Source organism: Paenibacillus konkukensis, assembly GCF_023523925.1.
GTDB classification, from domain to species: domain Bacteria; phylum Bacillota; class Bacilli; order Paenibacillales; family NBRC-103111; genus Paenibacillus_S; species Paenibacillus_S doosanensis.
This window is the reverse complement of sequence record NZ_CP027059.1, coordinates 7342329-7363953: the sequence shown is the minus strand read 5'-3', so window position 1 is coordinate 7363953 and position 21625 is coordinate 7342329. Positions and strand designations below refer to the sequence as shown.

Genomic DNA, 21625 nt, shown 5'->3' with positions numbered 1-21625 from the left:
GCTGCAGAAAGATATAGTATATCAACGGTTAATTACTCTATAATGATCAATCAACCTGTTAGAAATATTATACACAACCGGAAGCGGAAAAGAAAAAATATTCATGTGGCATTGTTGTGACGCAAAAAAGGCCCGATACCGCATTCTAGCGGTCCGAGCCTTCCGGATCATGCTTATGACAGGGAAATAACCTTCTTCGTGTCTTGCGACTCGAACGCAGCCAAAATGACGTTCAGCGATTTCAAGCCTTCTTCTCCCGATATTCTCGGCGGCGTCTTCGTCACGAGACATTGTACGAACTCGTCGATCACGCCGCTCGTCGTTTGTTTCTCGTTCGTCGCCATAGCGCCGACCTTGTACTTCTCGACCGATCCGTCGCGCAGCTCGACGATGACTTGATCGTCCGGGTCCGTCCCGATCTTCATGACGCCGTTCTCGCACCAGAGCACCGTGCTGTTGTCGCCGCCTTTATAGTATGTCCAGCTGGCGACCAGCGTGCCGATCGTCCCGCTCTTCATGCGCAGCACGCAGGTAGCGTTATCGTCGACATCGGTTCCTTCCTTGTGCAGTGTATTGACGAATGCGGCCACATCGACCACCTCGTCGTCAAGCAGCCAGCGGATCAGGTCGGACTTGTGAACGCCGAGGTCTCCCATGGCGCCCATAATGGCTTCTTCCTTGCGGAAAAACCAGCTATCGCGTCCGTCGATGCTCCAGCCCTCAGGTCCGGGATGTCCGAAAGATGTGCGGAACGTCAGCACTTTGCCCATTTTGCCGGACTCCAGCAATTGTTTGGCTTTGACGTGAGGAGGCATCAAGCGCTGATTATGCCCCACCATTAAGTAAACGCCGTTCTTACGGGCCGCTTCGATCATCGCCAATCCCTCGGCCTCCGTCGTCGCCATAGGCTTCTCTACGAGCACATGCGCTCCTGCATTGACTGCGGCGATGGCTACCGGAGCATGGAGTACGTTCGGTGTGCAAACGCTCACCGCATCCGGCTTCTCGGCTTTCAGCATCTCGTTATAATCGGTATAGGCTTTGGCGCCGTACTGCCCGGCGTAATGCTCCGCACGCTCCATGATCACGTCGCAGAAAGCGACGAGCTCGACATTCGGATTGCCCGCATACTCCGGAATATGTCTGTGTTTGGAAATCGATCCGCATCCAACAACGGCTACTCTAATTTTACTCATGGTCATCTGGCTCCTTTATCAACGGTTTCTATGATTAAAATTGATTCAAGTAGTTCGTTTGCAGCCATTTCAAGCTGGTGGCAACGCTTTCGAGAGGAGGATTTTGGCAGCGGTCCTGCTCGACGATCAGCCATTCGACGCCGGCATCGGACCCCGCTTGAATCGTGGACGGCAGATTGATCTCTCCTTGCCCCAATTCGACGGTATTGATCTGGTTGTTAATCATGCCTTTGAAATCTTTCAAGTGCAGGAGCGGCAAACGGCCGGCATAATCGGCAATGTATTGCAGCGTGTCAAGGCCCGCATATTGCACCCATCCTGCATCCATCTCCACCAGAATATGCTCCGGCGCCGACGCATACAGCGCATCGAACACATATTGATCGCCGATTTTCAGCTCGAACTCGAAGGCATGGTTATGATAAGCGAACTTCAAGCCTTTCTCGTTAGCGCGGCGGGCGGCTTGACCGAGGAAGCCGAACAAGCTTTTCCAAGCTTCCGCATCTTCGCGTTCTTCGGCCGCAACGTACGGACAAATCAAATATTCCGCTCCGATAGCGAGCAAATAATCGATTTCCTTGTCCAGGTCGGCGCGCATATTTTGCAAGCTGACGTGCGCTCCGATCGGCTTTAAGTTCAGCTCGTCCAGCAGCTGCTTCATCTCCTCGGCGGACAGTCCGCCGTATCCCGCAAATTCAACGCCTTCATAACCGAGCTCGGCCACTTTGCGCAGCGTTCCGGTAAAATCGCTCGCCATATCGTCGCGAAGCGTAAAAAGCTGTAAACCAATGCCCATTCTTCTCATTCGTTTTCATCCTCCAAATAAGTGATCTATTTGATACCATTTTAATCGCAAATCCCCTATAATGACTATGAACGATGTGCTTGTAACATGAACTATTTGGCTATAAAAACATAAAAGGAGCCACGCTGATGCACTCGCAAATTTTATCGAGCGGCTATTCCTATCATTCTCAACGGTTTCAAACCGGCTACAAGGAAAGTATGCGTCATTATTTGTTCCGCCTGCAAACCGAAGGATGCTGCCAGGCGCTCGTTAACGGAACGATGACGCGGATCGAGACGGGCGACCTGCTGCTCTATCAACCGGGGGATGTGTACGATTTGCGGGTGGAGGAGCATGCGAACAAGCTCGGGCAAACGATCGTCTCCAGCGGCGATTATTACATTATGTGCAAGGGAGAATGGCTTGCCGCCTGGTGGAGAAAAAGCAAGAAGCCGCAGAAGGTGCGGATCGCCGCCTACGAACGGCTGCTGACCTTATGGCGCCAGATCGTTCTGGAAAAACGGCGGATCGAGGACGAGAATCCGGAGCTCTCCGATTATTTGCTGAGGGCGCTCTGTCTGCATATCGACCGGGCTATCGTCGAAACGCGGACGCTGCACGGAAGCTCGTTTCTTGCTTCGCGCATGAAAAGCTTTATCGAGGAGCACGCGATATTGCCGTTCAAAGTGGAGGATGTGGCGGCTCATGTCGGGCTCAGCGTATCGCGGGCCGTTCATCTCTTCAAAGAATGCTTCGGCAAAACGATGATTCAATACGCTTTGGAAATACGGCTGTCCACCTCGATCGAGCGAATGAATTATACGGATATGACGCTGGAGCAGATCGCCGAAACGTCCGGCTTCGGCAGCTATTCGTACTTTCACCGCGTGTTCCGCGACAAATACGGGATGACGCCCAAAGATTTCCGATTCCGTCAGGCCAAGGGCTTATTCTCCGAAGAATTATAACGAAATTTTCCTTGGAGCCCGGCGGGGCGTTATGTTATGCTTAAACGGAAATTGCTCATTATGCCTTGAAAGGGTGAGAAGCCGTGTACGATTGGAATCGTTTTCTGGGCCATGTCCGCGTCATCAAATTTACTGCAGCGCTAAACGGGATCAGTCTGCCTATAAACGGTTGTGCGGATCGGCGTCTTCTTCAGCCTGCAGGACGGACATGACGAGCTTCATTGCCATGCAATGAGCGAACCTTTGTCATCCTTGGGCCGCGGAGCAACGATCCGGGGCTTTTTTTATTGCCGGGAATCCGACATGCGTCCTTTTCCCGAGTATGAATCGGGGTAACCCCGAAAAAAGGATGATAAAAATGGATCGTAACCAAACCTCGAAGAACAGCCCTAAGGGGCATGGCTTGTCAAGAAATATTCCTCTATTTTACCTATATCAGCTCTGCAATTCCTTCATTCTCGATCGCGGCATCTGGATGCTGTATCTCGTATCCTGCGGATTTTCCCTGGCGGAAATCGGCGTCATCGAAGCGCTGTACCACGGCGTCGTCTTCCTGTTCGAAATTCCTACCGGCTACCTGGCCGACCGTTACGGCAAAAAATCGAGTCTGCTTATCGCCCAACTGCTCGGCATGCTGTCCGCCGGCTGCCTGATGCTTTCATCCGGCGCTCCTTTTATTATCGCAGGGTTTCTGCTCGGAGGGTTCGTCGGCACGCTGCAGTCGGGAGCGACAAACGCGCTGCTCTACGAAACGCTGCAGGCCCAAGGCCAGGAACACCGGTTTAAGCAGCGGATGTCTTACGGTTCGGCCATTATGCTGATCTCGATGGGCATCAGCGGAAGCTTCGGGGGCTTCCTCTCGGATATGAATTGGGAATGGGTGTACGGAGGCAAAGCGCTCGTTCATTTGCTCACGCTGCTTATTTTGCTGCCGGTCATCGATCCCGTCACCTTATCCAACAAACCGTCACCCGCGGGCGGCTCCACCCGAATTCGCCTGCAAGGGGTCACCGAATTAACGTTTGCCGGTCAGCTGAAGGTCGGCTATTCATTCATCCGCTCCAACCGTCCGTTTCTTACGCTAAGTTTGTTCGGAGGGCTGCTCTATTCGATGGCATGGTCGATTACGTTCTACAGCCAGGTCTTGTTCCAAAACGTCGGGTTTCCCAATAAAACGATCGGGACCTTCAACGGCATCGAAACGTGGGTGTCCGCCGCCATTACCGCCGCAGCTTATCTCGTGGAACGGCGCATCGGCAAAACCGCTTCGCTCATCACATCGGGAATCGGCTTTACCGTGTTTCTGATTGTGCTCGCGGGAAGCTCGGGCGCCTGGCCCGTCGTCTTGTCCTTCTTCATGCTTTCGGTCTTTATCAGCTATCTGGAGCCGCTCTTGGAAGCTTATTTGAACGACCTCGTTCCCGCTTCGCTGCGCGCCACCATGCTCTCCGTATTCAGCATGATGATCTCGACGGGGATGATGGCTACCTTCCTCATCCTCGGCGTTTTGGCCGATCGCGGCGGCGTTTCGCATGCGATTCAGACGGTGCTCCTGCTCTGGGTTCCGCTGCTGATCGTACTGCTGCTATGGTGCTTGCGGCATATCCGCAAAGCGTGAAGACGGCAGCAGGTTATTGAAGGAGCCGGCCCCCTTGCCGTATACTTGAATCAGGAGCGTAAAACCGAATCCAAGCGCCAAAAAGAAGAAATGCAGGAGCGCAAATATGCGCTGAAGGTGCAGAAGGCAAAGCGAAAGCACCGCGGCAAATAAGCGCCGACTGCGGCGAAAGGCTGTCTTAAGGCAAATGAGCGCCGTAATCCCCGGAGAGGAACGGCAGCTCTTCTTCCCGTCAGGCAGCCTTTGCTTTGTCCCCGGCCGCTGCCGATTTGCCGCCAGGCGGGTGCAGCCTGAGCGCCCCCGCCGCACAGGAGCGCTTTACACTTTACAGCCCGAGAGAGCGGAGAACCTGCGGGGTCAGCCCTTCTCCGGCATAGGAGACGAGCGGCGAAATTTCGACGCTGCGGGAAGCCAGAAGCTCTTCGGCCGCGCCTGCCCGAAGCAGCCATTTGCGGTGCAAAGCCAGCGTCAGCTCTCTGGCCGTCGCCGGACTATCGGCCCCTTCTTTATTTTTGACGGGGGCGAATTCTTCTTCCCGGTTTACTTTAAGCACCGTGATCCGGTCTGCTAACGGAAACGCATCGAAGATAAACCGTTCGAATTTATAGGCATTCGGCCGATCCGGCACGATCCGCTCGCCGTCGCCGCCGATACAAGGTATCGCTTTATGCGCCATATCAAAGGGCAGCTCCGCATCAGCCGCCTTCTCGATAAAGTCGATCCGAAACAGCTGCATAGACACGTTACCCATACCGTAGACCAGCTTGCCGCTGCGATCCCGCTCGTTCATGACGCGCTCCGGAATCACGGTATACTCAACGACGGCCGGGTGCCCTCCGCGCCAGCACAGAATGCCGACCTTCTCTCCCGGATGCGACTTCTCCACCGCCTTGGCCGCAAGCGGGTGCCCTCCGCGCTCCGCCGCGCCGACGAACAACGGGTCCGCCACCCTGACGAGCGCATTGTCGACATTGTAATAAAACAGCCACCGGAGGCCGCGGAGCTTCATCTCCGCCAGCAGGCCCGAACGCTTCAACGCCGCGAAGCAATCGCCGTTGCCGCTAGGAGCAAGGATGATCTCATCTTGGGCCGCCATCACGATTTTGCCTTCCTCATCCAGGGCGGGCAGCGCTTCCTGCTGAAAAAAACGGCAGTGCTCCCGCGGAAATCCGAAATAGCGGGACGCTTCAAAAAAGCGGACCGTCTCCTCATGATTTTCCGGACTCGTCATGATATACCAAGGAATCGTCCTGCCCGCACGGCCGGACAAATTGAGCAGCCGTTCCGCCTGCAGTTGAAACAGCGATTTGCCGGAAGGCAATCCGATATCGTACGTTCCCTTGGGACCGTCATAGCCGAGCCGGCTGCCCTGCCCGCCCGCCACCACAATGGCTCCGACCTTCCCTTCGCGCAGCAGCGTCCAGCCGAGCTCTTCGATATTCCGCCTCTGCTCCTGCGTAAGCTCTTCCAGGCTCAAACCGTCCATCGGCGCCATATGCTCCCCGGCAAGCCCCTCCTCCGTGACCGGCTTGATCGCGCCCCGAATCGCATTCAGACGAGCGTAGTCGATCTGCAGCACTTGCTTCAGCAGCTTTCGCTTCGATTCATCCGGCAGCGTGTCGTAATAGCGAAGCAGATGTTCTTGCCCGTATTGACTTAATATCGCTTTCGCCTGTTCCAGTTGCCCTTCCACGAGAGCAGCCCCCCCTTATGCAGCATAGCATTGCCAGCCGTTTAAGACCATTTTACCATAAACTGGCGATAGGAAGAGAGCTTCCGTTCATTCCAGCCTCCGGAAACGGCTGCGCTGCGCTGCCCCAAGCAAGAACAAATCGCCCAAAAGTGACGTGATGCTCTGAAGCTTATTCCGTCCGCATCCAGCCTAAGCTGGATCGGCGTCTAACCCTTCCTCTGGGTTCGTTCTATGGGTAGACTTTCCTTTCGGGGGAGCCACAGGATATCCACAGGATACGGCTGCGCTTCATTTCCTAAACAACGAAAAAACTGCCCGGTTCCATGAACCGGACAGTCGTCGCGCAATGCTTATTTGTAAGCCAAACGGGCTTTATGTGCTTCCTCGTAAGCTGCAATTTTATCCGCATGCTGCAGCGTCAAACCGATGTCGTCCAAGCCTTGCAGCAGGAACTGGCGGCGGTGCTCATCCAGATCGAAATCGATGCTCAGGCCTTGATCGTCGGTAATCTTTTTGTTTTCCAGATCGACGGTCAGTTGGTAGCCTTCGGTTTTGGCCGTGCGTTGGAACAGCTCTTCCACTTGCTCCTCGCTCAGCTTGATCGGCAAAATGCCGTTCTTAAAGCAGTTGTTATAGAAAATGTCCGCATAAGACGGAGCGATAATGACTTTGAAGCCGTAATCCTGGATCGCCCAAGGAGCGTGCTCGCGGGAAGATCCGCAACCGAAGTTGGCGCGGGAAATCAATACGGACGCGCCTTGGTAGCGCGGCTGGTTCAAGGAGAACTCCTTGATCACTTCGCCCTGCTTGTCAAAACGCCATTCAAAGAATAGAAATTGGCCGAAACCGGAACGCTCGATCCGTTTCAAAAATTGTTTAGGAATAATGGCATCTGTATCTACGTTTACGCGGTCAACCGGACCTACGAGGCCTGTATGCTTGCTAAAAGCTTCCATGTCGTTATTCTCCTCACTCAAATAAATTGAATTAAGCTTCCTGCTTCACTTTGAAATCCCACTCGCGAACATCATAGAAATGTCCTTTGATCGCTGCGGCCGCTGCCATAGCAGGGGATACAAGGTGCGTACGTCCGTCGCGGCCTTGACGTCCTTCAAAGTTACGGTTGGATGTCGATGCGCAGCGTTGACCTGGTTTCAATACGTCCGGGTTCATCGCCAGGCACATGCTGCAGCCCGCATCGCGCCACTCGAAGCCAGCTTCGGTGAAGATTTTATCCAAGCCTTCTTTTTCCGCTTGAATTTTAACGCGTCCGGAGCCCGGAACTACGATTGCGGTCACATTCGAGGATACTTGATGACCTTGAGCTACTTTTGCGGCAGCGCGAAGGTCCTCGATGCGGCCGTTCGTACAGGAACCGATAAATACATAATCAACGGCCAAATCCGTCATCGGAGTACCTGGAGTGATGCCCATATATTCGATCGCTTTTTCAGCGGCTTTACGTTCGTTCTCCGTTGCGAAGCTTTGTGGGTCCGGAACAAGCGCAGTCACATCGGTACCCATACCAGGGCTAGTTCCCCAGGTTACTTGCGGAATCAGGCTGTCGGCGTCGAAATCAACCACACGGTCGTATACAGCGCCTTCGTCTGTAGTCAATTTCTTCCACTCGGCAACCGCTTCGTCGAATGCAGCGCCTTGAGGAACGTATTCGCGTCCGCGCAGGTATTCGAAAGTCGTCTCATCCGGAGCGATCAAGCCTGCTCTGGCGCCTGCTTCGATGGACATGTTACAAACCGTCATGCGCTCTTCCATAGACAGGTTGCGGATCGCTTCGCCTGTATACTCGATGACATAACCGGTAGCAAAGTCCGTACCGTATTTGGCGATAACGCCCAAAATCAAGTCTTTAGCCGTAATGCCTGGGTTCAGCTTGCCGTTGATGCGAACTTCCAGCGTTTTGGCTTTCGATTGCTGCAAGCATTGAGTAGCCAGAACGTGTTCTACTTCGCTAGTGCCGATACCGAATGCCAAAGCGCCGAATGCGCCGTGAGTGGAAGTATGGCTGTCGCCGCACACGATCGTTTTGCCGGGATGCGTCAAACCAAGCTCAGGGCCCATAACGTGAACAACGCCTTGATCGATGCTGTCCAAATCAAACAATGTAACGCCGAAATCTTTACAGTTTTGCGACAACGTGTCGATCTGCTGCTTGGAGATAGGGTCCGTAATATTGTAGCGGTCTTTGGTAGGAACGTTGTGGTCCATTGTAGCGTACGTCAGATCAGGACGGCGCACTTTGCGGCCTGTCAAACGAAGACCCTCGAACGCCTGAGGGGATGTCACTTCATGCACCAGCTGCAGGTCGATATAGATGATGCTAGGTTTGCCTGCTTCCTGATGAATGACATGATTGTCCCAAATTTTTTCAAACATTGTTTTTGCCATCAGTTTCACCTCATTGTCATGAATGCGAATCAATTCATCTCATGTTACATATACTAGCATTTCTTTATTCATTGATCCAAGATATAATATCTATAAGCTTGATAGGAAAATGTTATAATTGTGAAAACATAAATTCATCTTACTCTATCTTCTATTATAGCATTCGCCACCATATGAAAAGGAGCCATAAAATAATGGAACTCAGACAGCTGCAATACGCGCTGCAGATCGCCATTGACAAAAATTTTTCGAGAGCGGCCGAAAAGCTGCATATCGCCCAGCCCTCGCTCAGCCAACAGCTGTCCAAGCTGGAAAAGGAAATCGGCATCCTGCTCTTTCAGCGGACGACCAACTCGGTCGAGGTCACCTATGCCGGCTCCCTGTTCGTCGAAAAGGCCCAGGCCATTCTCGACATGGTCGAGCAGCTCAAGCGCGAAATGGAGGATATCTCGCAAATGCGCAAGGGCAAGCTCGTCGTCGGCAGCCTCCCTATTACGGGCGCTCACGTGCTGCCGCTGGTGCTTCCCGTCTTCCAGGCGCGATATCCCGAGATCGAGATTATGCTGGTCGAGGAAACGACGGCGAATCTGGAGCATATGACAGCGAGCGGCCAGATCGATATCAGTCTGCTGTCGCTGCCGCTAATGGACGATGCGCTGACCTATGAACCGTTGATCGAAGAGGAGATCGTGCTGGCCGTTCCGCCCCAGCATCGGCTGGCCAAGGCAGCGAAGGAAGTCGATGGAACCGTGCCTATCGAGGAGCTGCAGAACGAGCCTTTCATCGCGTTGAAGAAAGGCCAGGGCTTTCGCCAGATCACGCTGGAGCTGTGCCAGCGCTCCGGGTTCACCCCGCGGATCGTCTTCGAAAGCAGCAATATCGAAACCGTGCAGTCGCTCGTCGCCTCTGGCATGGGGATAGCGTTCGTGCCCCATATGGTATCGCGGGGAGCATGGAGCCAGCTGGCGCCGGGCTACTTGAAGCTGTCGCACCGGCCTACCCGAACGCTCGTCATCGCTTACCGCAAAGGGCGTTACATCTCCAAAGCGGTCGAAGCGTTCATGGGGACGTTCCGCGAGGTGGTGGAGCAGCAGTGACGCCGGTTCCGGACAGGCCTGCGTGTGCACGATACGATACGCATTCCGGAATGCGGCACAAGACGCATGGTCTACTTCCGGCTGCGCGCCGCCCATGAGGCGGCTTTTTGCGCTAGCCCGTTCACGAACTCCTGCTTTCCCTCCTGGTACAGCTTCGTATCGTGCGGAAATTGCTCGGCCAGCCGCAGCTTGAGCTCGCCGTACGCGGCCGCATCCTGCGGGTGCGCCGACAAGTAAGCCTTGAAATCAAGATGCGCTTGCACCGCCGGATGTCCTTCCTCGAACATATGCACATGATGCGTACGCCGGTCTCCGCCTTTCGTAAAATAGCGTCTTCCCGGTATGCCGTTCTCTCCTTTGGGTTCGAACCCGTAAGCCTTCAGCCGTTCATGACACGCATCCGCCGCTTCAATCCGCCGGAGGACAACCAGAATATCGACGATCGGCTTGGCATAACCGATGTCGGGAACGGAGGTGCTGCCGATATGATAGACGGCGACCGCTTCCTCTCCCAGTACGCTCTTCAAAAACTCGGCTGCCTCGGCATAACGAGCCGCCCATTCCGGCGTCCACGGCCGGATATCGGTTTGACGCATAGATCTCCCTGCTTTCTGAAAAGTGTGGCGAAAAAGTTAGCTGCGGTGCTCATTTGATCCTCCAATCGGCTTAATGGTACTGCGTCTGACGAGTGCGGCCCGTTTAAGTCCGAAACGTAAAGGTCGGCATCCCGCCATGGATGTCATAAGCTACTTCTCCCGAAGCGGAAGCCTCGATGACCGACCGCCAAAAAGCCGCCGCTCCGTGATTTTTCTCCAAATGAGCTACCTTCCATCGTCCCGGAAACGCGGTAAACAGCTTATGCGCCGCAAACCGTCCGATTCCCCGGCCGCGGTAAGCGCGCATGACGAAAAACTCGGCGATCGAGCTATGAAGCTCCTCACCCGCCGTTTCCTCCAGCTTTCGCACCAGCGCGAAGCCCGCCAGCTTGCCGTCCGCTTTCAGAAAATAAGCGTGCCTCCCCTCTTCCGTCCAGTAATGATCGATATAGCGGTAACCAAACAGTCCGTGCTCGTTGACATCGCCTCCTTCCTCGAACTCGCTCATATCATGCTGATACAGCTCCATCAAATGCTGCAGTATCGACTTCTCCTCATAAGATATCGGATGCAGCTCCATTCGCATGCGACGTCTCCTCCTTTGTTGTCATAAAGTAACATTAACAGGAATCGGCAAAAAATGAAAACAGGGAGCCCTGTCATCGGTCATTCGCTGGAAACGGATGAATATCGCTCCCCTTGATAACCAAAAAGCAGCCCTTTAAGAGCTGCTTCCGATATTGTAGCTTCCTGACTTGTTAATACAACGCAGGCCTGCGGTCTTCGAACACAGGAATTTTGCCGCGCACCTGGCTCACCAGGTCCAAATCGATTTCGGCCCGAAGAATCGCTTCGGATTCATCGCCTTCCACCAGCACTTCTCCCCATGGATCGATCACCATCGAATGGCCGAAAAACTCCGTCGTCCCGCTGACGCCGACCCGGTTGCAGGAGATGACGAACATCTGATTCTCGATAGCGCGCGCGGTCAGCAGCGTACGCCAATGATGCAGACGCGGGTTCGGCCATTCCGCCGGAACGAACAGCATTTGCGCGCCGCCCAGCGCCAGCTTGCGGCTTAGCTCGGGGAAGCGGATGTCGTAACAGATCATCATACCGGCAGGCACGCCGTCCAGCTCCAGCTGTCCGATATGTCCGCCTTCCTTCAAATATTTCTCCTCATCCATCAACCGGAACAAATGGATTTTCGAGTAGTCTCCGACTTGGCGGCCTTCGCGGTCAAAGGCATAGATCGTATTGTAAATAGCGTCGCCCTTCTTCTCGGCAATCGAGCCTCCGACGATGTTCACGCCATGCTTGCGGCTGAAAGCGGACAGCAGCTCAATCGTCCTTTCTCCGGCGGGATCGGCCAACTCGTGAATGCGGTCCAGCGCGTAGCCCGTATTCCACATTTCGGGGAACACGATCACATCGGGCTTCGCCGTTCCTCCCACCGCTTCGTTCAATAAAGTTTCCAGCTTGGCGAAATTGTTCTCCGGCTCTCCGATGGCGATGTCCATCTGCAGCAGCGCGATATGCCAACGTTTTTGCGTCATACCCAATCACCTTTCATTAGTTCGGTATCCCAATCATAGACGATGCGGGCGTGAACTTCAATGCTTCCGGGCGATCCAGACCGTCCAGCGATCCTTGTCCTCTATCGGCTGTTCGTCCTCGCAACCCGTCCGCTCCCGGATGTAATCCGTCAGTTGAACCAATTCCTCGTCCGACAGCTCGTGGAGGATCGTTCTTCCCGTTCTCTTGCGGATATCCGCGGCAAACTGATCGAACCTTTCGAAACGCCGGCGCGTCTCCCACAACGGAAGCTCTTGGACGGCGGAGAAGCCTCCCGCTTCGAGCGCTTGAACGACGGCAGACGATTCGTGCCGACGACCGGTTTCTTTGGCTATCAGCTTAGGAAATTTCTCAAAGAAATAGCCCCGGACATGCTCCGTACTGCCCTCAATCAAACTATCCTGCGGAGTGCGGTCTTGCACGATCAGCGTGCCGCCCGGCGCTAGAATCCGGTAAGCCTCGCGACAACAGTCCGCAAGCTCTTCCTTCGTTAAATGGTGAATCAGCGCACGTTCCAGCACGACGTCCAACGATGCATCCGGCAAGCCCAAAGCAAGCGCGTTCCCTTGTTGAAACTGCACATTCGTCAGCTTTGCGCAAGCCGCCGAAGCTCCTTCCAGCATAGCCGCGGAGAAATCGATGCCGACGACCGACTCCGCCCCAAGCAGCGACAGCGCCGCCGTGTAGATGCCCCCTCCGCAGCCGATATCGGCCGCTCTTGCTCCCGTCAGCTTCACGTGCGATCCGATAAGCTCCACCCAGCCTGGGTCCGCTTGCCGTCCCGTGTACATCTCCCGGTTGCTGCGGGCGTGAAAATTCATCGTCATTGCAATACGCCTCCTCTTTCACGCTTACGATGTTCCAGATTTAAACGGCTCTTTTGTTTCATACAATAAAACCATGAACCATTAAATGAAACCTGCTTTCTTTATATTACCATTCTTTTTCAATAAATAAAAGTAAAACGATCGGCGTTCTATACACTCCAATCGATTCGTGATACCATTAATTCTAGTCCGTTTTGAGATTGCCCGGCTATTACAAACTATCATTGGAGTGTGACACATAGATGAGTTCTGCTTCATCATCCAGTATTTCCGCATTTCCCATTCAGCCTGCCGAGCGTATGCAGGAGCTGCCGACGCAATTTTTCGCCAAGCTGGTAGGCAAAGCGAACGTGCAGATCGCCGCCGGACATGACGTCATCAACCTCGGTCAAGGCAATCCCGATCAGCCTACGCCTGCCCATATCGTCAAGAAGCTGCAGGAAGCGGCCGAAAATCCGCTGTATCATCGCTATCCTCCGTTCAACGGGTTTTTGTTTCTGAAACAAGCCGTAGCCCGGCGTTACAAGGAGGATTACAATGTGGATCTCGATCCCGAGACCGAGGTCGCCATCTTGTTCGGGGGAAAAACGGGGCTCGTCGAAATCAGCCAATGTCTGCTGAATCCGGGCGACGTCTGCCTCGTCCCCGATCCGGGCTATCCGGATTACTGGTCCGGCGTCGCGCTGGCCGGCGCGCGCATGTCGTTCATGCCGCTGCGGGAGGCGAACGCGTTTTTGCCCGACTACAGCTCCATCCCTCAGGAAGACTTGAACAAGGCCAAGCTGATGTTCATCAATTATCCGAACAATCCGACCGCCGTTTCGGCTCCGGCTTCTTTCTATGAAGAGACGATCCGCTTCGCCGCCAAAAACGGCATCGTGGTAGCGAGCGACTTCGCATACGGCGCCCTTGGCTTCGACGGCCAGAAGCCGGTCAGCTTCCTGCAGCAGCCGGGAGCCAAAGAAGTCGGCGTCGAGTTTTACACGCTGTCCAAGACGTACAATATGGCCGGATGGCGCGTCGGCTTCGCCCTCGGCAACAAGGAAATCGTGCGGATGATCAATCTGATTCAGGATCATTACTACTGCAGCTTGTTCGGAGGCATCCAGGAGGCGGCCGCGGCCGCGCTGACAGGACCGCAGGACTGCGTGCAGGAGCTCCTCGCCATGTATCAGGGCCGCCGGGACGCCCTCTTTGCGGCGCTTGACCGGATCGGGTGGAAGGCGAACCGTTCCCAGGGCTCTTTCTTTACTTGGCTTCCGGTGCCCAAGGGACACACCTCCGCGACGCTGGCCGACCTGCTGCTGGAGGAAGCGAAAATTGTCGTAGCGCCGGGGATCGGCTTCGGCGAGCATGGCGAAGGCTACGTGCGCCTCGGGCTGCTGACGCCGGAAGCGCGCCTGCAGGAAGCGGTGGAACGCGTAGCCAAGCTGAATTTATTCGGCTAGACGCCGCGCGCCGCGACCTTTACAAAACCGCCGTTTCCGTGCTATGCTAATAAGAAATCGAAACGTGATGATGGGAACAGTAGGAAGTCCATACGCGCTCAGAGAGTAAATTCCACCGGCTGCGAGAATTTACCGCGAACACTGTCCGAACCCGCCCCGGAACGGCCAACGACGAGTTGGACGGCTCTGCCTTGCCGTTAATAAGGTCTGGATTGAGTTGGATGTTTATCATCAATTAAGGTGGTACCGCGGAAGATTAAAGCTTTCGTCCTTAGAGGACGGGAGCTTTTTGTGCTTTCATGCGAAATATTTTTGAAAATGGGAGAAAGAAGTGATTCATCCATGCAGCAAACCATCGTGATCAAAATCGGCAGCAGCTCCTTGACCTCCGACGAGGGCGGACTGAACCGCAATAAAATCGCTTTTTTCGCTTCGGAGCTATCGAAGCTGCATCATAAAGGCTATCAAGTGCTGCTCGTCACATCCGGGGCGGTAGCGGCGGGCTTTCGCGAGATGGGATACATAAGCAGGCCGAAGCTGCTGCATGAAAAGCAGGCTTCCGCTTCCGTCGGCCAGGCGCTGCTGATGCAGGCGTACCACGAAGCCTTCGCTTCCCACAGCGTCGGCGTCGCGCAAATTTTGCTGACGCGCTCGGACTTCTCGAACCGCCAGCGCATTCATAACGCCTCCATGACGATTGAAGAGCTGCTGAAGCATCGCGTCATTCCGATCATCAATGAAAACGACACCGTCGTCGTCGATGAGCTCAAGTTCGGCGACAACGACATGCTCTCGGCGCTCGTCGCCAACCTGGTACGCGCTCGTCAGCTCGCGATATTGACGGATGTCGACGGATTGTATACGGACAATCCGCGCAGCAATCCGGATGCCAAGCGTCTCGGCCGCGTCGACGAAATCGGCGAGGAAATATACCGGATCGCCGGGGGCTCCGGATCGTCCGTAGGCACCGGCGGCATGCGCTCCAAGATTGAAGCGGCCCGGATCGCGACGCGCGGAGGCGTTCCGGTATTTATCGGCCGGGTCGCCGAAGAAGGCGACCTCCGGGCGGCCATCGAAGGTGACGGCAAGGGCACCTACTTCGTCACAAGCGAGCATAATCTCCCGATGAAAAAGCAGTGGCTCGGCTTCCACTCTTCTCCCCAAGGCCGCATCACCGTCGACGCGGGAGCGGAGCACGCCCTTGCCGTCGGCGGAAGAAGCCTCCTGCCGGCCGGGGTCGTAGCCGTTACCGGCGATTTTCACCCGGGCGACGTCGTCGAGGTCGTAAATGTCGACAATCAGACGATCGGCCGCGGCGTCGTCAATTACGCCAATTGGCAGCTGCAGGCGGTTGCCGGCCTCAGCACGGAAGAAGTGCAGAAGCGCATTGAGGTTAACCGGATTGAAGTCATTCACCGGGATGAATGGATCACGTTATCCGTTCATAAACAGATGTAACGAACTCCGGGAATATCCCGTCCATACCATCACGCGAGGAGGAATTTAAAGATGTCAACTCAACACACAGCAACTACGGCGAGCGAAGTCGTTCAGAAAGCGACGCTGGCCAAACATGCGGCGCCTCCGTTGGCGCTGGCTACAACCGAGCAAAAGAACAGCGCGCTCCACGCGATGGCCGACGCCTTGATCAAGGAGACGGCTTCCATTATAGCCGCCAATGCGGAGGATTTGCGACAGGGCAAGGAAAACGGCACCAGCTCTTCCCTGCTCGACCGGATCGCGCTCAATGAGCAGCGGATCGCCGGCATCGCGCAAGGGCTGCGCGAGGTAGCCTTGCTTCCCGATCCGATCGGCGACCAATTGGCGGAGTTTACCCGTCCGAACGGGCTGCATATCCGCAAAGTCCGCGTCCCTATCGGCGTCATCGGAATCATCTACGAAGCCCGCCCTAACGTCACGGTAGACGCCGCCGCCCTGTGCCTGAAAACCGGCAACGCGGTCGTACTGCGGGGCGGGTCCGCGGCTCTTCATTCCAATAAACGCATCGTCGAAGTGCTGCACGAAGCGCTCCGCGATACCGAGCTTCCGGCGGATGCTTTGCAGCTCGTTATAGATCCAAGCCGCGCCTCCGTCGACGAGATGCTGAAGCTTAACGGCCTGCTCGACGTGCTTATCCCGCGCGGCGGACATTCTCTAATCCAGAATGTCGTACGCAATGCGACGGTTCCCGTGATTGAAACGGGCGCAGGCATTTGTCATACTTATATTGACGAAACCGCACAATATGAGATGGCGCTGAACATCGCGCTGAACGCCAAGGTGCAGCGGCCTTCCGTGTGCAACTCGATGGAGACGCTGCTGGTGCATGAAGCCTTCGCCGAGCGGCATTTGGCACAGCTTGCGGAAGCATTCGGCGCCAGCGGCGTGGAGCTGCGCGGCAGCGCTTCGGCCCGGCTGCTTGTTCCTTCAATGAAAGAAGCGGCGGACGAAGATTGGGATACGGAATATAACGACTATATTCTCAATATCCGCGTCGTGTCTTCACTGGACGAAGCGATGGCTCATATCGGGGCTCATGGAACGAAGCACTCCGAGTGCATCGTCACGGAAAATCAGGAGAATGCTGCGCGCTTCCTGGAAACGATCGATGCGGCTGCCGTCTATCACAACGCCTCCACCCGATTCACCGACGGCTTTGAATTCGGCTTCGGGGCGGAGATCGGCATCAGCACGCAGAAGCTGCATGCGCGCGGTCCTATGGGACTGCCCGAGCTGACTTCGAGCAAATATTTGATCAGCGGCAGCGGTCAAATCCGCGGTTAACATAGAAGCAGGCTCGTCGAGCGCGCGCCTGCAATTTCTTTACGAGGAGCTACTTATCATGACCAAATCCAGCTTATCCAGCGCAAGCATCACCTTCGTCGGAGCCGGCTCGATGGCGGAAGCGATCGTCCGCGGGCTGACTTCGCAGCAGGACGGGAACCCGTCCCGCATTACTATGATCAACCGCTCCAACCAGGAGCGGCTGATGGAGCTTCACGAGCGCTACGGCGTCAGCTGCGCGGCAGACGACGCCGCCAAAGCCGCCGCCATCGCGCAAGCCGATGTGATCGTCGCAGCCTTCAAGCCGAAGGATGCCATCGAAGGCTTGAAGGCGCTCGCCCCGCAGCTGACTAGCGGGCAGCTGCTTGTATCCGTGATCGCCGGATTGTCGATCTCGACAATCGAGGCGGTCATCGGCGTGAGCGGACAGCCTATCGTCCGCACGATGCCCAATACGTCCAGCTCTATCGGACTGGGCGCGACGGGCCTCAGCTTCTCGGCCGCCGTCAGCGCCGAACAGCGGCAGCTTGCCATCGACATCTTCGCCTCCACCGGCATCGTTTCCGTCGTAGAAGAGTCGAAGCTTGATATCGTCACCGGCGTATCGGGCAGCGGCCCCGCTTACATCTATTATATGATGGAAGCGATGATCGAAGGCGGCATCCGCGGCGGTCTCTCGCCGGAAGCGGCCAGAGAGCTGACGGTGCAGACCGTGCTGGGCGCCGCCAAAATGGTCGAGCTGACCGGCGAAGAGCCTGCCGAGCTGCGCCGCAAGGTAACCTCGCCGAACGGGACGACCCAAGCGGCGATTGAGACGCTCGACCACCATGATTTCGCCGTGGGCGTAACCCAAGCCGTTCTCCGCTGCGCGGAGCGCGCGGCGGAGCTTGGAGACGCGATCACGTCCCAAGCCGCTACAGTTCAATCCAAATAAAGTAGGTGTACGTTTTGTCCAATTCTTATTGCGTTGCCACATATCGCTGCCATGATGAAAAAGCCGACTTCGCGAAAAAAGCGCAAGGCATCGCCGTCGGTTTGACCGTCGGCAGCTGGACCGATCTGCCGGAAACGAAGAAAGCCGAGATGCAGCGCCATCTGGGCCAAGTTGTCGACGTCAAGGTGCATGAGCCGGCTCCCGGCGCTCCCGCATCGGAGCGCTATGCCGATATTTCCATCGCTTATCCCGACGCCAATTTCAGCCGCGATATTCCTGCGCTGCTCGTCACCGTCTTCGGCAAGCTGTCGATGGACGGCAAGGTTAAGCTCATTGATTTGTCGTTCTCCGAAGATTTCCTATCGGCCTTCCCCGGTCCGAAATTCGGTATGCAAGGCGTTCGCGAGCTGCTCGGCGTCCATGACCGCCCGCTGCTTATGAGCATTTTCAAATCGGTGATCGGCCATGATCTGGATACGCTGCGCGAGCAGTTTTACTTGCAAGCCGCGGGCGGCGTCGATTTGATCAAAGACGATGAAATCTTGTTCGAAAACCCGCTGACGCCGATTGAAAAGCGCGTGGAGGCATGCCTGCAGGCGGCGGCTCAGGCCGAACAGAAAACCGGCCAAAAGCTGCTCTACGCGACGAACTTGACCGGACCTACGTTCGGCCTGCTCGATCAAGCCCGCAAAGCGGTTGCGACCGGTGCCAACGCGCTGCTGTTCAACGTGTTGGCTTACGGCTTCGACGTGCTAAGCGAGCTGAGCCGCCATCCGGAAATCAACGTTCCGATCATGGCTCATCCGGCGATGGCCGGCGCATATTATCCGTCGCCGCATTACGGCATTGCGGCCAATGTGCTGCTCGGCAAGCTGATGAGGCTCTCCGGCGCCGATCTCGTGCTGTTCCCGTCGCCATACGGCTCCGTCGTCATGCCGCGCGAAGAAAATATGGCGATCAAGGAAGTGCTGCTGACCGAGCGCGCATCCGATTACATTTATTCCCGGGACGGCCGTCCGCAAGGCGCGCTGCCGCTCAAAACGAGCTTCCCCGTACCGTCCGCGGGTATTCATCCGGGTCTTGTACCGCTCATCCTTAAGGACTTCGGCGAGCAGGTCATTGTGAACGCAGGCGGCGGCATTCACGGCCATCCGATGGGCACCATTGCCGGCGGACAAGCATTCCGTCAAGCGATAGCAGCCTGCCAAGCCGGGCAATCGCTTAGAGCGTACGCGGAAAACCATCCTGAGCTAAAAGCGGCTATCGACGCTTGGGGAATTCGCGAATGACCAAGAAGCAGATCATCTTTTGCGACTTCGACGGCACGATTACCGTCAACGACAATATCGTCGCCATCATGAAGCATTTTCAGCCGCCGGGATGGGATCAACTGGTCGAGCAGGTGCTCGCCAAGACGATCTCGATTCGCGAAGGCGTCGGCCGGATGTTCGCGCTGCTCCCAACATCGCGCAAGCAGGAAGTCGTCGATTTTGCGATAGGCAATGTGCGGATACGGCCGGGCTTCCAGCAGCTGCTCGATTACTGCCGCCATAACGGCATCGAATTTTACGTGACGAGCGGCGGGATCGATTTCTTCGTCTATCCCGTCCTATCGCAATTTCCGATTCCGAAAGATCATATTTACTGCAACGGCAGCGATTTTAGCGATAACCATATCCGAATATTATGGCCTCACGCTTGCGACGAGCATTGCCATAACGATTGCGGCATGTGCAAAACCGCGATCATCCGCCGCTATTCGCCGGAGCAATACGACCGCATCATGATCGGCGACAGCGTCACCGATTTCGAAGGCGCGAAGCTGGTAGAGACTGTATTCGCCCGCTCCATTCTCGTCGATCTGTGCAAAGATTTGGGGTTGAATTATTATGCCTTTGACGATTTCCACGATATCGTCAAGCAGCTTGAGGAGTTGAAAGTACAGTGAGCAACCTTCGTCTGGAAGAAAAGCAGCAGGCATTCGCCGAGCTAAAAGAGATTAAAACGATTTTGGCCGCCAAAGGCTGGTTTCCCGCAACCAGCGGCAACCTGTCCATCCGGGTCGGCGATTTCGCGCCGGAACAGTTCACCTTCGCCATTACGGCCAGCGGTAAAGACAAGTCGGTCAACACGCCGTCGGACTTTTTGCTGGTGGATCAAGACGGGAAGCCTACCGATGCGACAAGCCTCAAGCCTTCCGCCGAAACGCTGATCCATTGCGAGATCTATAAGGCTACCGGCTGCGGAGCGATTTTTCACGTGCATACCGTGTTCAATAACCTCGCCTCCGAGCTGTTCTGGGAACGCGGATCGATCCCCGTCGAAGGCGTCGAGTTGATCAAGGCATTCAATATTTGGGAAGAGGACGCGCAGATCGAGGTGCCGATTCTTCCGAACTATGCGGATATTCCGCGGATCGCCGAGCTGGTTCAAGGCGCTATCGTTCCTCGTGTGCCGGGGATTATGCTGCGCAAGCACGGCATTTACGCTTGGGGCGCGAACGCCTTCGAAGCGAAGCGCAACCTGGAAGCATTCGAATATTTATTCGAATACGTGTACCGCTGGGAATTGCTGAAAAAATAGCGAGTTATTAAAACGAAAAGGCGCGGCTCTGTTGAGAGAGCTCGCGCCTTTTTTGATGCAATCCTAAGAGTCTGTCCGACGGAGTGCCTTTTGTGCATAGCGAATGAATAATGACTGTATATTTCATATATATACCTTCCACGTCGTTCATCGGACAGACTACTCCTAACTTTTGAACCGCTAAAGCGGGGACAATCCGTCGCCCGGCAGGTATGCCGCTTGGCGGTCAGCTTAGCGCATTTTGGGCATCCGCCAGCCTTGGCCTTTGACGTATTCGAAAGCGACCTTCTGCGTTGACGTCTTGCTCTCGCCCGAAGGCATTTCAATCCCTTCGCGAACCGGCACCTCGAAATCGACCTCCGCAGTGCTGCCGATAACCGCCTTTTCCTTGATGCGTGCTTTATCCCAATCATAGATCGTCCCGCCGTCGGCCGCCTGCAGCGCCAGCTTGCCGTTGACCTCGGTCAAACCGTGCTCCTTGATGAACGTATCCACGTAATCCGGGGTAAACACTTCCCCCAAATACTTTTTCACCTCGGCGATCGTATTGAAGCCGCAAGAATAGCTGCGGCTCAGCTCGTCTCCGGGAATATGCACCGATTCATAATTGCAGACGGAATTGCCCTTCACGGGTCCGCCGCTCGCCACCTCATACACTCTCGCCGATTGGGCGATCAGCTCCATTACCTGTTGATCGGTTAGCGCCAGCGTCGGAATCACTTCGTCTTCAAGCGAATCGATATAGATGCTGTTCTTCTCCCCGTCCCATTTGACCTGCTGGCTCAGCGCCTGCGCTATCGCCCGGATAGGAAGGTATGTAGTCCCTTCGTAAATAAAAGGCTCCACGATTTGGCCGTCCGAATCTTTGGGCACGACAGGCTGGCCGTTCACGAACAGCTTGATTTGGTTATACGTGGCCGTTATCGGCTTGACCATCGGATTGTCGGCAAACACGGCAGAAGCCGACATCAAAACCGTTGCTGAAGCGGCTCCAAGCACGAATCCTTTCCATTTGTCTTTGAAGCTCATGCGACAACCTCCACCATCGTAGTTCATTCCATTGCCGTGTAAAATACGGCTCTCTATCAAAATAGTAATTCTATTATAAATTCC

At 55.4% G+C, this 21625-nt stretch carries 21 protein-coding genes; 11 read left to right on the top strand and 10 right to left on the bottom strand.

Annotated elements, in window-relative coordinates:
- Positions 1-173 precede the first annotated feature (173 nt).
- Both SK3146_RS32025 and SK3146_RS32020 read right to left on the bottom strand, forming a co-directional pair.
- Entirely contained in the window at positions 174-1196 is a 1023-nt protein-coding gene (locus tag SK3146_RS32025; protein ID WP_249862601.1) for a Gfo/Idh/MocA family protein, read from the bottom strand.
- 34 nt (positions 1197-1230) lie between these two features.
- Positions 1231-2001, bottom strand: coding sequence for a sugar phosphate isomerase/epimerase family protein (locus tag SK3146_RS32020; protein WP_249862600.1), 771 nt, complete (start codon positions 1999-2001; stop codon positions 1231-1233).
- Between the two features lie 128 nt (positions 2002-2129).
- On the opposite strand from SK3146_RS32020, the gene SK3146_RS32015 reads away from it, so the two are divergent.
- The 3 genes from SK3146_RS32015 to SK3146_RS32005 all read left to right on the top strand — a co-directional run bounded on the left by SK3146_RS32015 (position 2130) and on the right by SK3146_RS32005 (position 4722).
- Entirely contained in the window at positions 2130-2951 is an 822-nt protein-coding gene (locus tag SK3146_RS32015) for a helix-turn-helix domain-containing protein (RefSeq protein ID WP_249862599.1), read from the top strand.
- 358 nt (positions 2952-3309) lie between these two features.
- Positions 3310-4569, top strand: coding sequence for an MFS transporter (locus tag SK3146_RS32010; RefSeq protein WP_249862598.1), 1260 nt, complete (start codon positions 3310-3312; stop codon positions 4567-4569).
- A gap of 45 nt (positions 4570-4614) precedes the next feature.
- Positions 4615-4722, top strand: coding sequence for a DUF2992 family protein (locus SK3146_RS32005; RefSeq protein WP_249862597.1), 108 nt, complete (start codon positions 4615-4617; stop codon positions 4720-4722).
- 172 nt (positions 4723-4894) lie between these two features.
- Here SK3146_RS32005 and SK3146_RS32000 read toward each other — a convergent pair whose 3' ends face one another.
- The 3 genes from SK3146_RS32000 to leuC form a co-directional block, all read right to left on the bottom strand.
- On the bottom strand, positions 4895-6262 hold the full coding sequence (locus SK3146_RS32000; RefSeq protein WP_249862596.1) for a UTP--glucose-1-phosphate uridylyltransferase: 1368 nt from the start codon (positions 6260-6262) through the stop codon (positions 4895-4897).
- A 350-nt stretch (positions 6263-6612) separates the two neighbouring features.
- Entirely contained in the window at positions 6613-7218 is a 606-nt protein-coding gene (leuD, locus tag SK3146_RS31995; RefSeq protein WP_249862595.1) for a 3-isopropylmalate dehydratase small subunit, read from the bottom strand.
- Between the two features lie 31 nt (positions 7219-7249).
- Entirely contained in the window at positions 7250-8668 is a 1419-nt protein-coding gene (leuC, locus tag SK3146_RS31990) for a 3-isopropylmalate dehydratase large subunit (RefSeq protein WP_249862594.1), read from the bottom strand.
- Positions 8669-8862: 194 nt separating this feature from the next.
- Here leuC and SK3146_RS31985 point away from each other — a divergent pair, with 194 nt between their 5' ends.
- Positions 8863-9765 (top strand): LysR family transcriptional regulator, encoded by a 903-nt coding sequence (locus SK3146_RS31985; RefSeq protein WP_249862593.1) that lies wholly within the window; start codon positions 8863-8865, stop codon positions 9763-9765.
- Positions 9766-9836: 71 nt separating this feature from the next.
- Here the strand turns inward: SK3146_RS31985 and SK3146_RS31980 are convergent, their stop codons facing one another.
- The 4 genes from SK3146_RS31980 to SK3146_RS31965 all read right to left on the bottom strand — a co-directional run bounded on the left by SK3146_RS31980 (position 9837) and on the right by SK3146_RS31965 (position 12763).
- Positions 9837-10361 carry a GrpB family protein gene (locus SK3146_RS31980; protein WP_249862592.1) on the bottom strand — a complete coding sequence of 175 codons (525 nt, stop codon included), beginning with the start codon at positions 10359-10361 and terminating at the stop codon, positions 9837-9839.
- A 103-nt stretch (positions 10362-10464) separates the two neighbouring features.
- Positions 10465-10947, bottom strand: a complete 483-nt coding sequence (locus SK3146_RS31975) for a GNAT family N-acetyltransferase (RefSeq protein ID WP_249862591.1) — start codon at positions 10945-10947, stop codon at positions 10465-10467.
- A 172-nt stretch (positions 10948-11119) separates the two neighbouring features.
- Positions 11120-11917 (bottom strand): carbon-nitrogen family hydrolase, encoded by a 798-nt coding sequence (locus SK3146_RS31970; protein ID WP_249862590.1) that lies wholly within the window; start codon positions 11915-11917, stop codon positions 11120-11122.
- A gap of 57 nt (positions 11918-11974) precedes the next feature.
- Positions 11975-12763 carry a class I SAM-dependent methyltransferase gene (locus SK3146_RS31965; RefSeq protein WP_249862589.1) on the bottom strand — a complete coding sequence of 263 codons (789 nt, stop codon included), beginning with the start codon at positions 12761-12763 and terminating at the stop codon, positions 11975-11977.
- 242 nt (positions 12764-13005) lie between these two features.
- Between SK3146_RS31965 and SK3146_RS31960 the strand changes: the two genes are divergently transcribed.
- The 7 genes from SK3146_RS31960 (at position 13006) to mtnB (ending at position 20512) form a co-directional block, all read left to right on the top strand.
- Complete coding sequence (locus SK3146_RS31960; protein ID WP_249862588.1) at positions 13006-14211, top strand: pyridoxal phosphate-dependent aminotransferase; 1206 nt, start codon at positions 13006-13008, stop codon at positions 14209-14211.
- Between the two features lie 342 nt (positions 14212-14553).
- The gene (proB, locus tag SK3146_RS31955; RefSeq protein WP_249862587.1) at positions 14554-15669 is read left to right on the top strand and encodes a glutamate 5-kinase; all 1116 of its coding nucleotides are present in this window, start codon (positions 14554-14556) and stop codon (positions 15667-15669) included.
- Between the two features lie 51 nt (positions 15670-15720).
- On the top strand, positions 15721-16995 hold the full coding sequence (locus tag SK3146_RS31950; RefSeq protein ID WP_249862586.1) for a glutamate-5-semialdehyde dehydrogenase: 1275 nt from the start codon (positions 15721-15723) through the stop codon (positions 16993-16995).
- Between the two features lie 58 nt (positions 16996-17053).
- The gene (gene proC, locus SK3146_RS31945) at positions 17054-17929 is read left to right on the top strand and encodes a pyrroline-5-carboxylate reductase (protein ID WP_249862585.1); all 876 of its coding nucleotides are present in this window, start codon (positions 17054-17056) and stop codon (positions 17927-17929) included.
- Between the two features lie 14 nt (positions 17930-17943).
- Positions 17944-19218 carry a 2,3-diketo-5-methylthiopentyl-1-phosphate enolase gene (locus SK3146_RS31940; RefSeq protein ID WP_249862584.1) on the top strand — a complete coding sequence of 425 codons (1275 nt, stop codon included), beginning with the start codon at positions 17944-17946 and terminating at the stop codon, positions 19216-19218.
- Positions 19215-19877 (top strand): 2-hydroxy-3-keto-5-methylthiopentenyl-1-phosphate phosphatase, encoded by a 663-nt coding sequence (locus SK3146_RS31935; protein WP_249862583.1) that lies wholly within the window; start codon positions 19215-19217, stop codon positions 19875-19877. Before SK3146_RS31940 ends, SK3146_RS31935 begins: the two co-directional genes overlap by 4 nt.
- Positions 19874-20512, top strand: coding sequence for a methylthioribulose 1-phosphate dehydratase (gene mtnB, locus SK3146_RS31930; RefSeq protein WP_249862582.1), 639 nt, complete (start codon positions 19874-19876; stop codon positions 20510-20512). Before SK3146_RS31935 ends, mtnB begins: the two co-directional genes overlap by 4 nt.
- Before the next feature lie 231 nt (positions 20513-20743).
- On the opposite strand, the gene SK3146_RS31925 is transcribed toward mtnB, so the two are convergent.
- On the bottom strand, positions 20744-21541 hold the full coding sequence (locus tag SK3146_RS31925) for a DL-endopeptidase inhibitor IseA family protein (protein WP_249862581.1): 798 nt from the start codon (positions 21539-21541) through the stop codon (positions 20744-20746).
- Positions 21542-21625 lie beyond the last annotated feature (84 nt).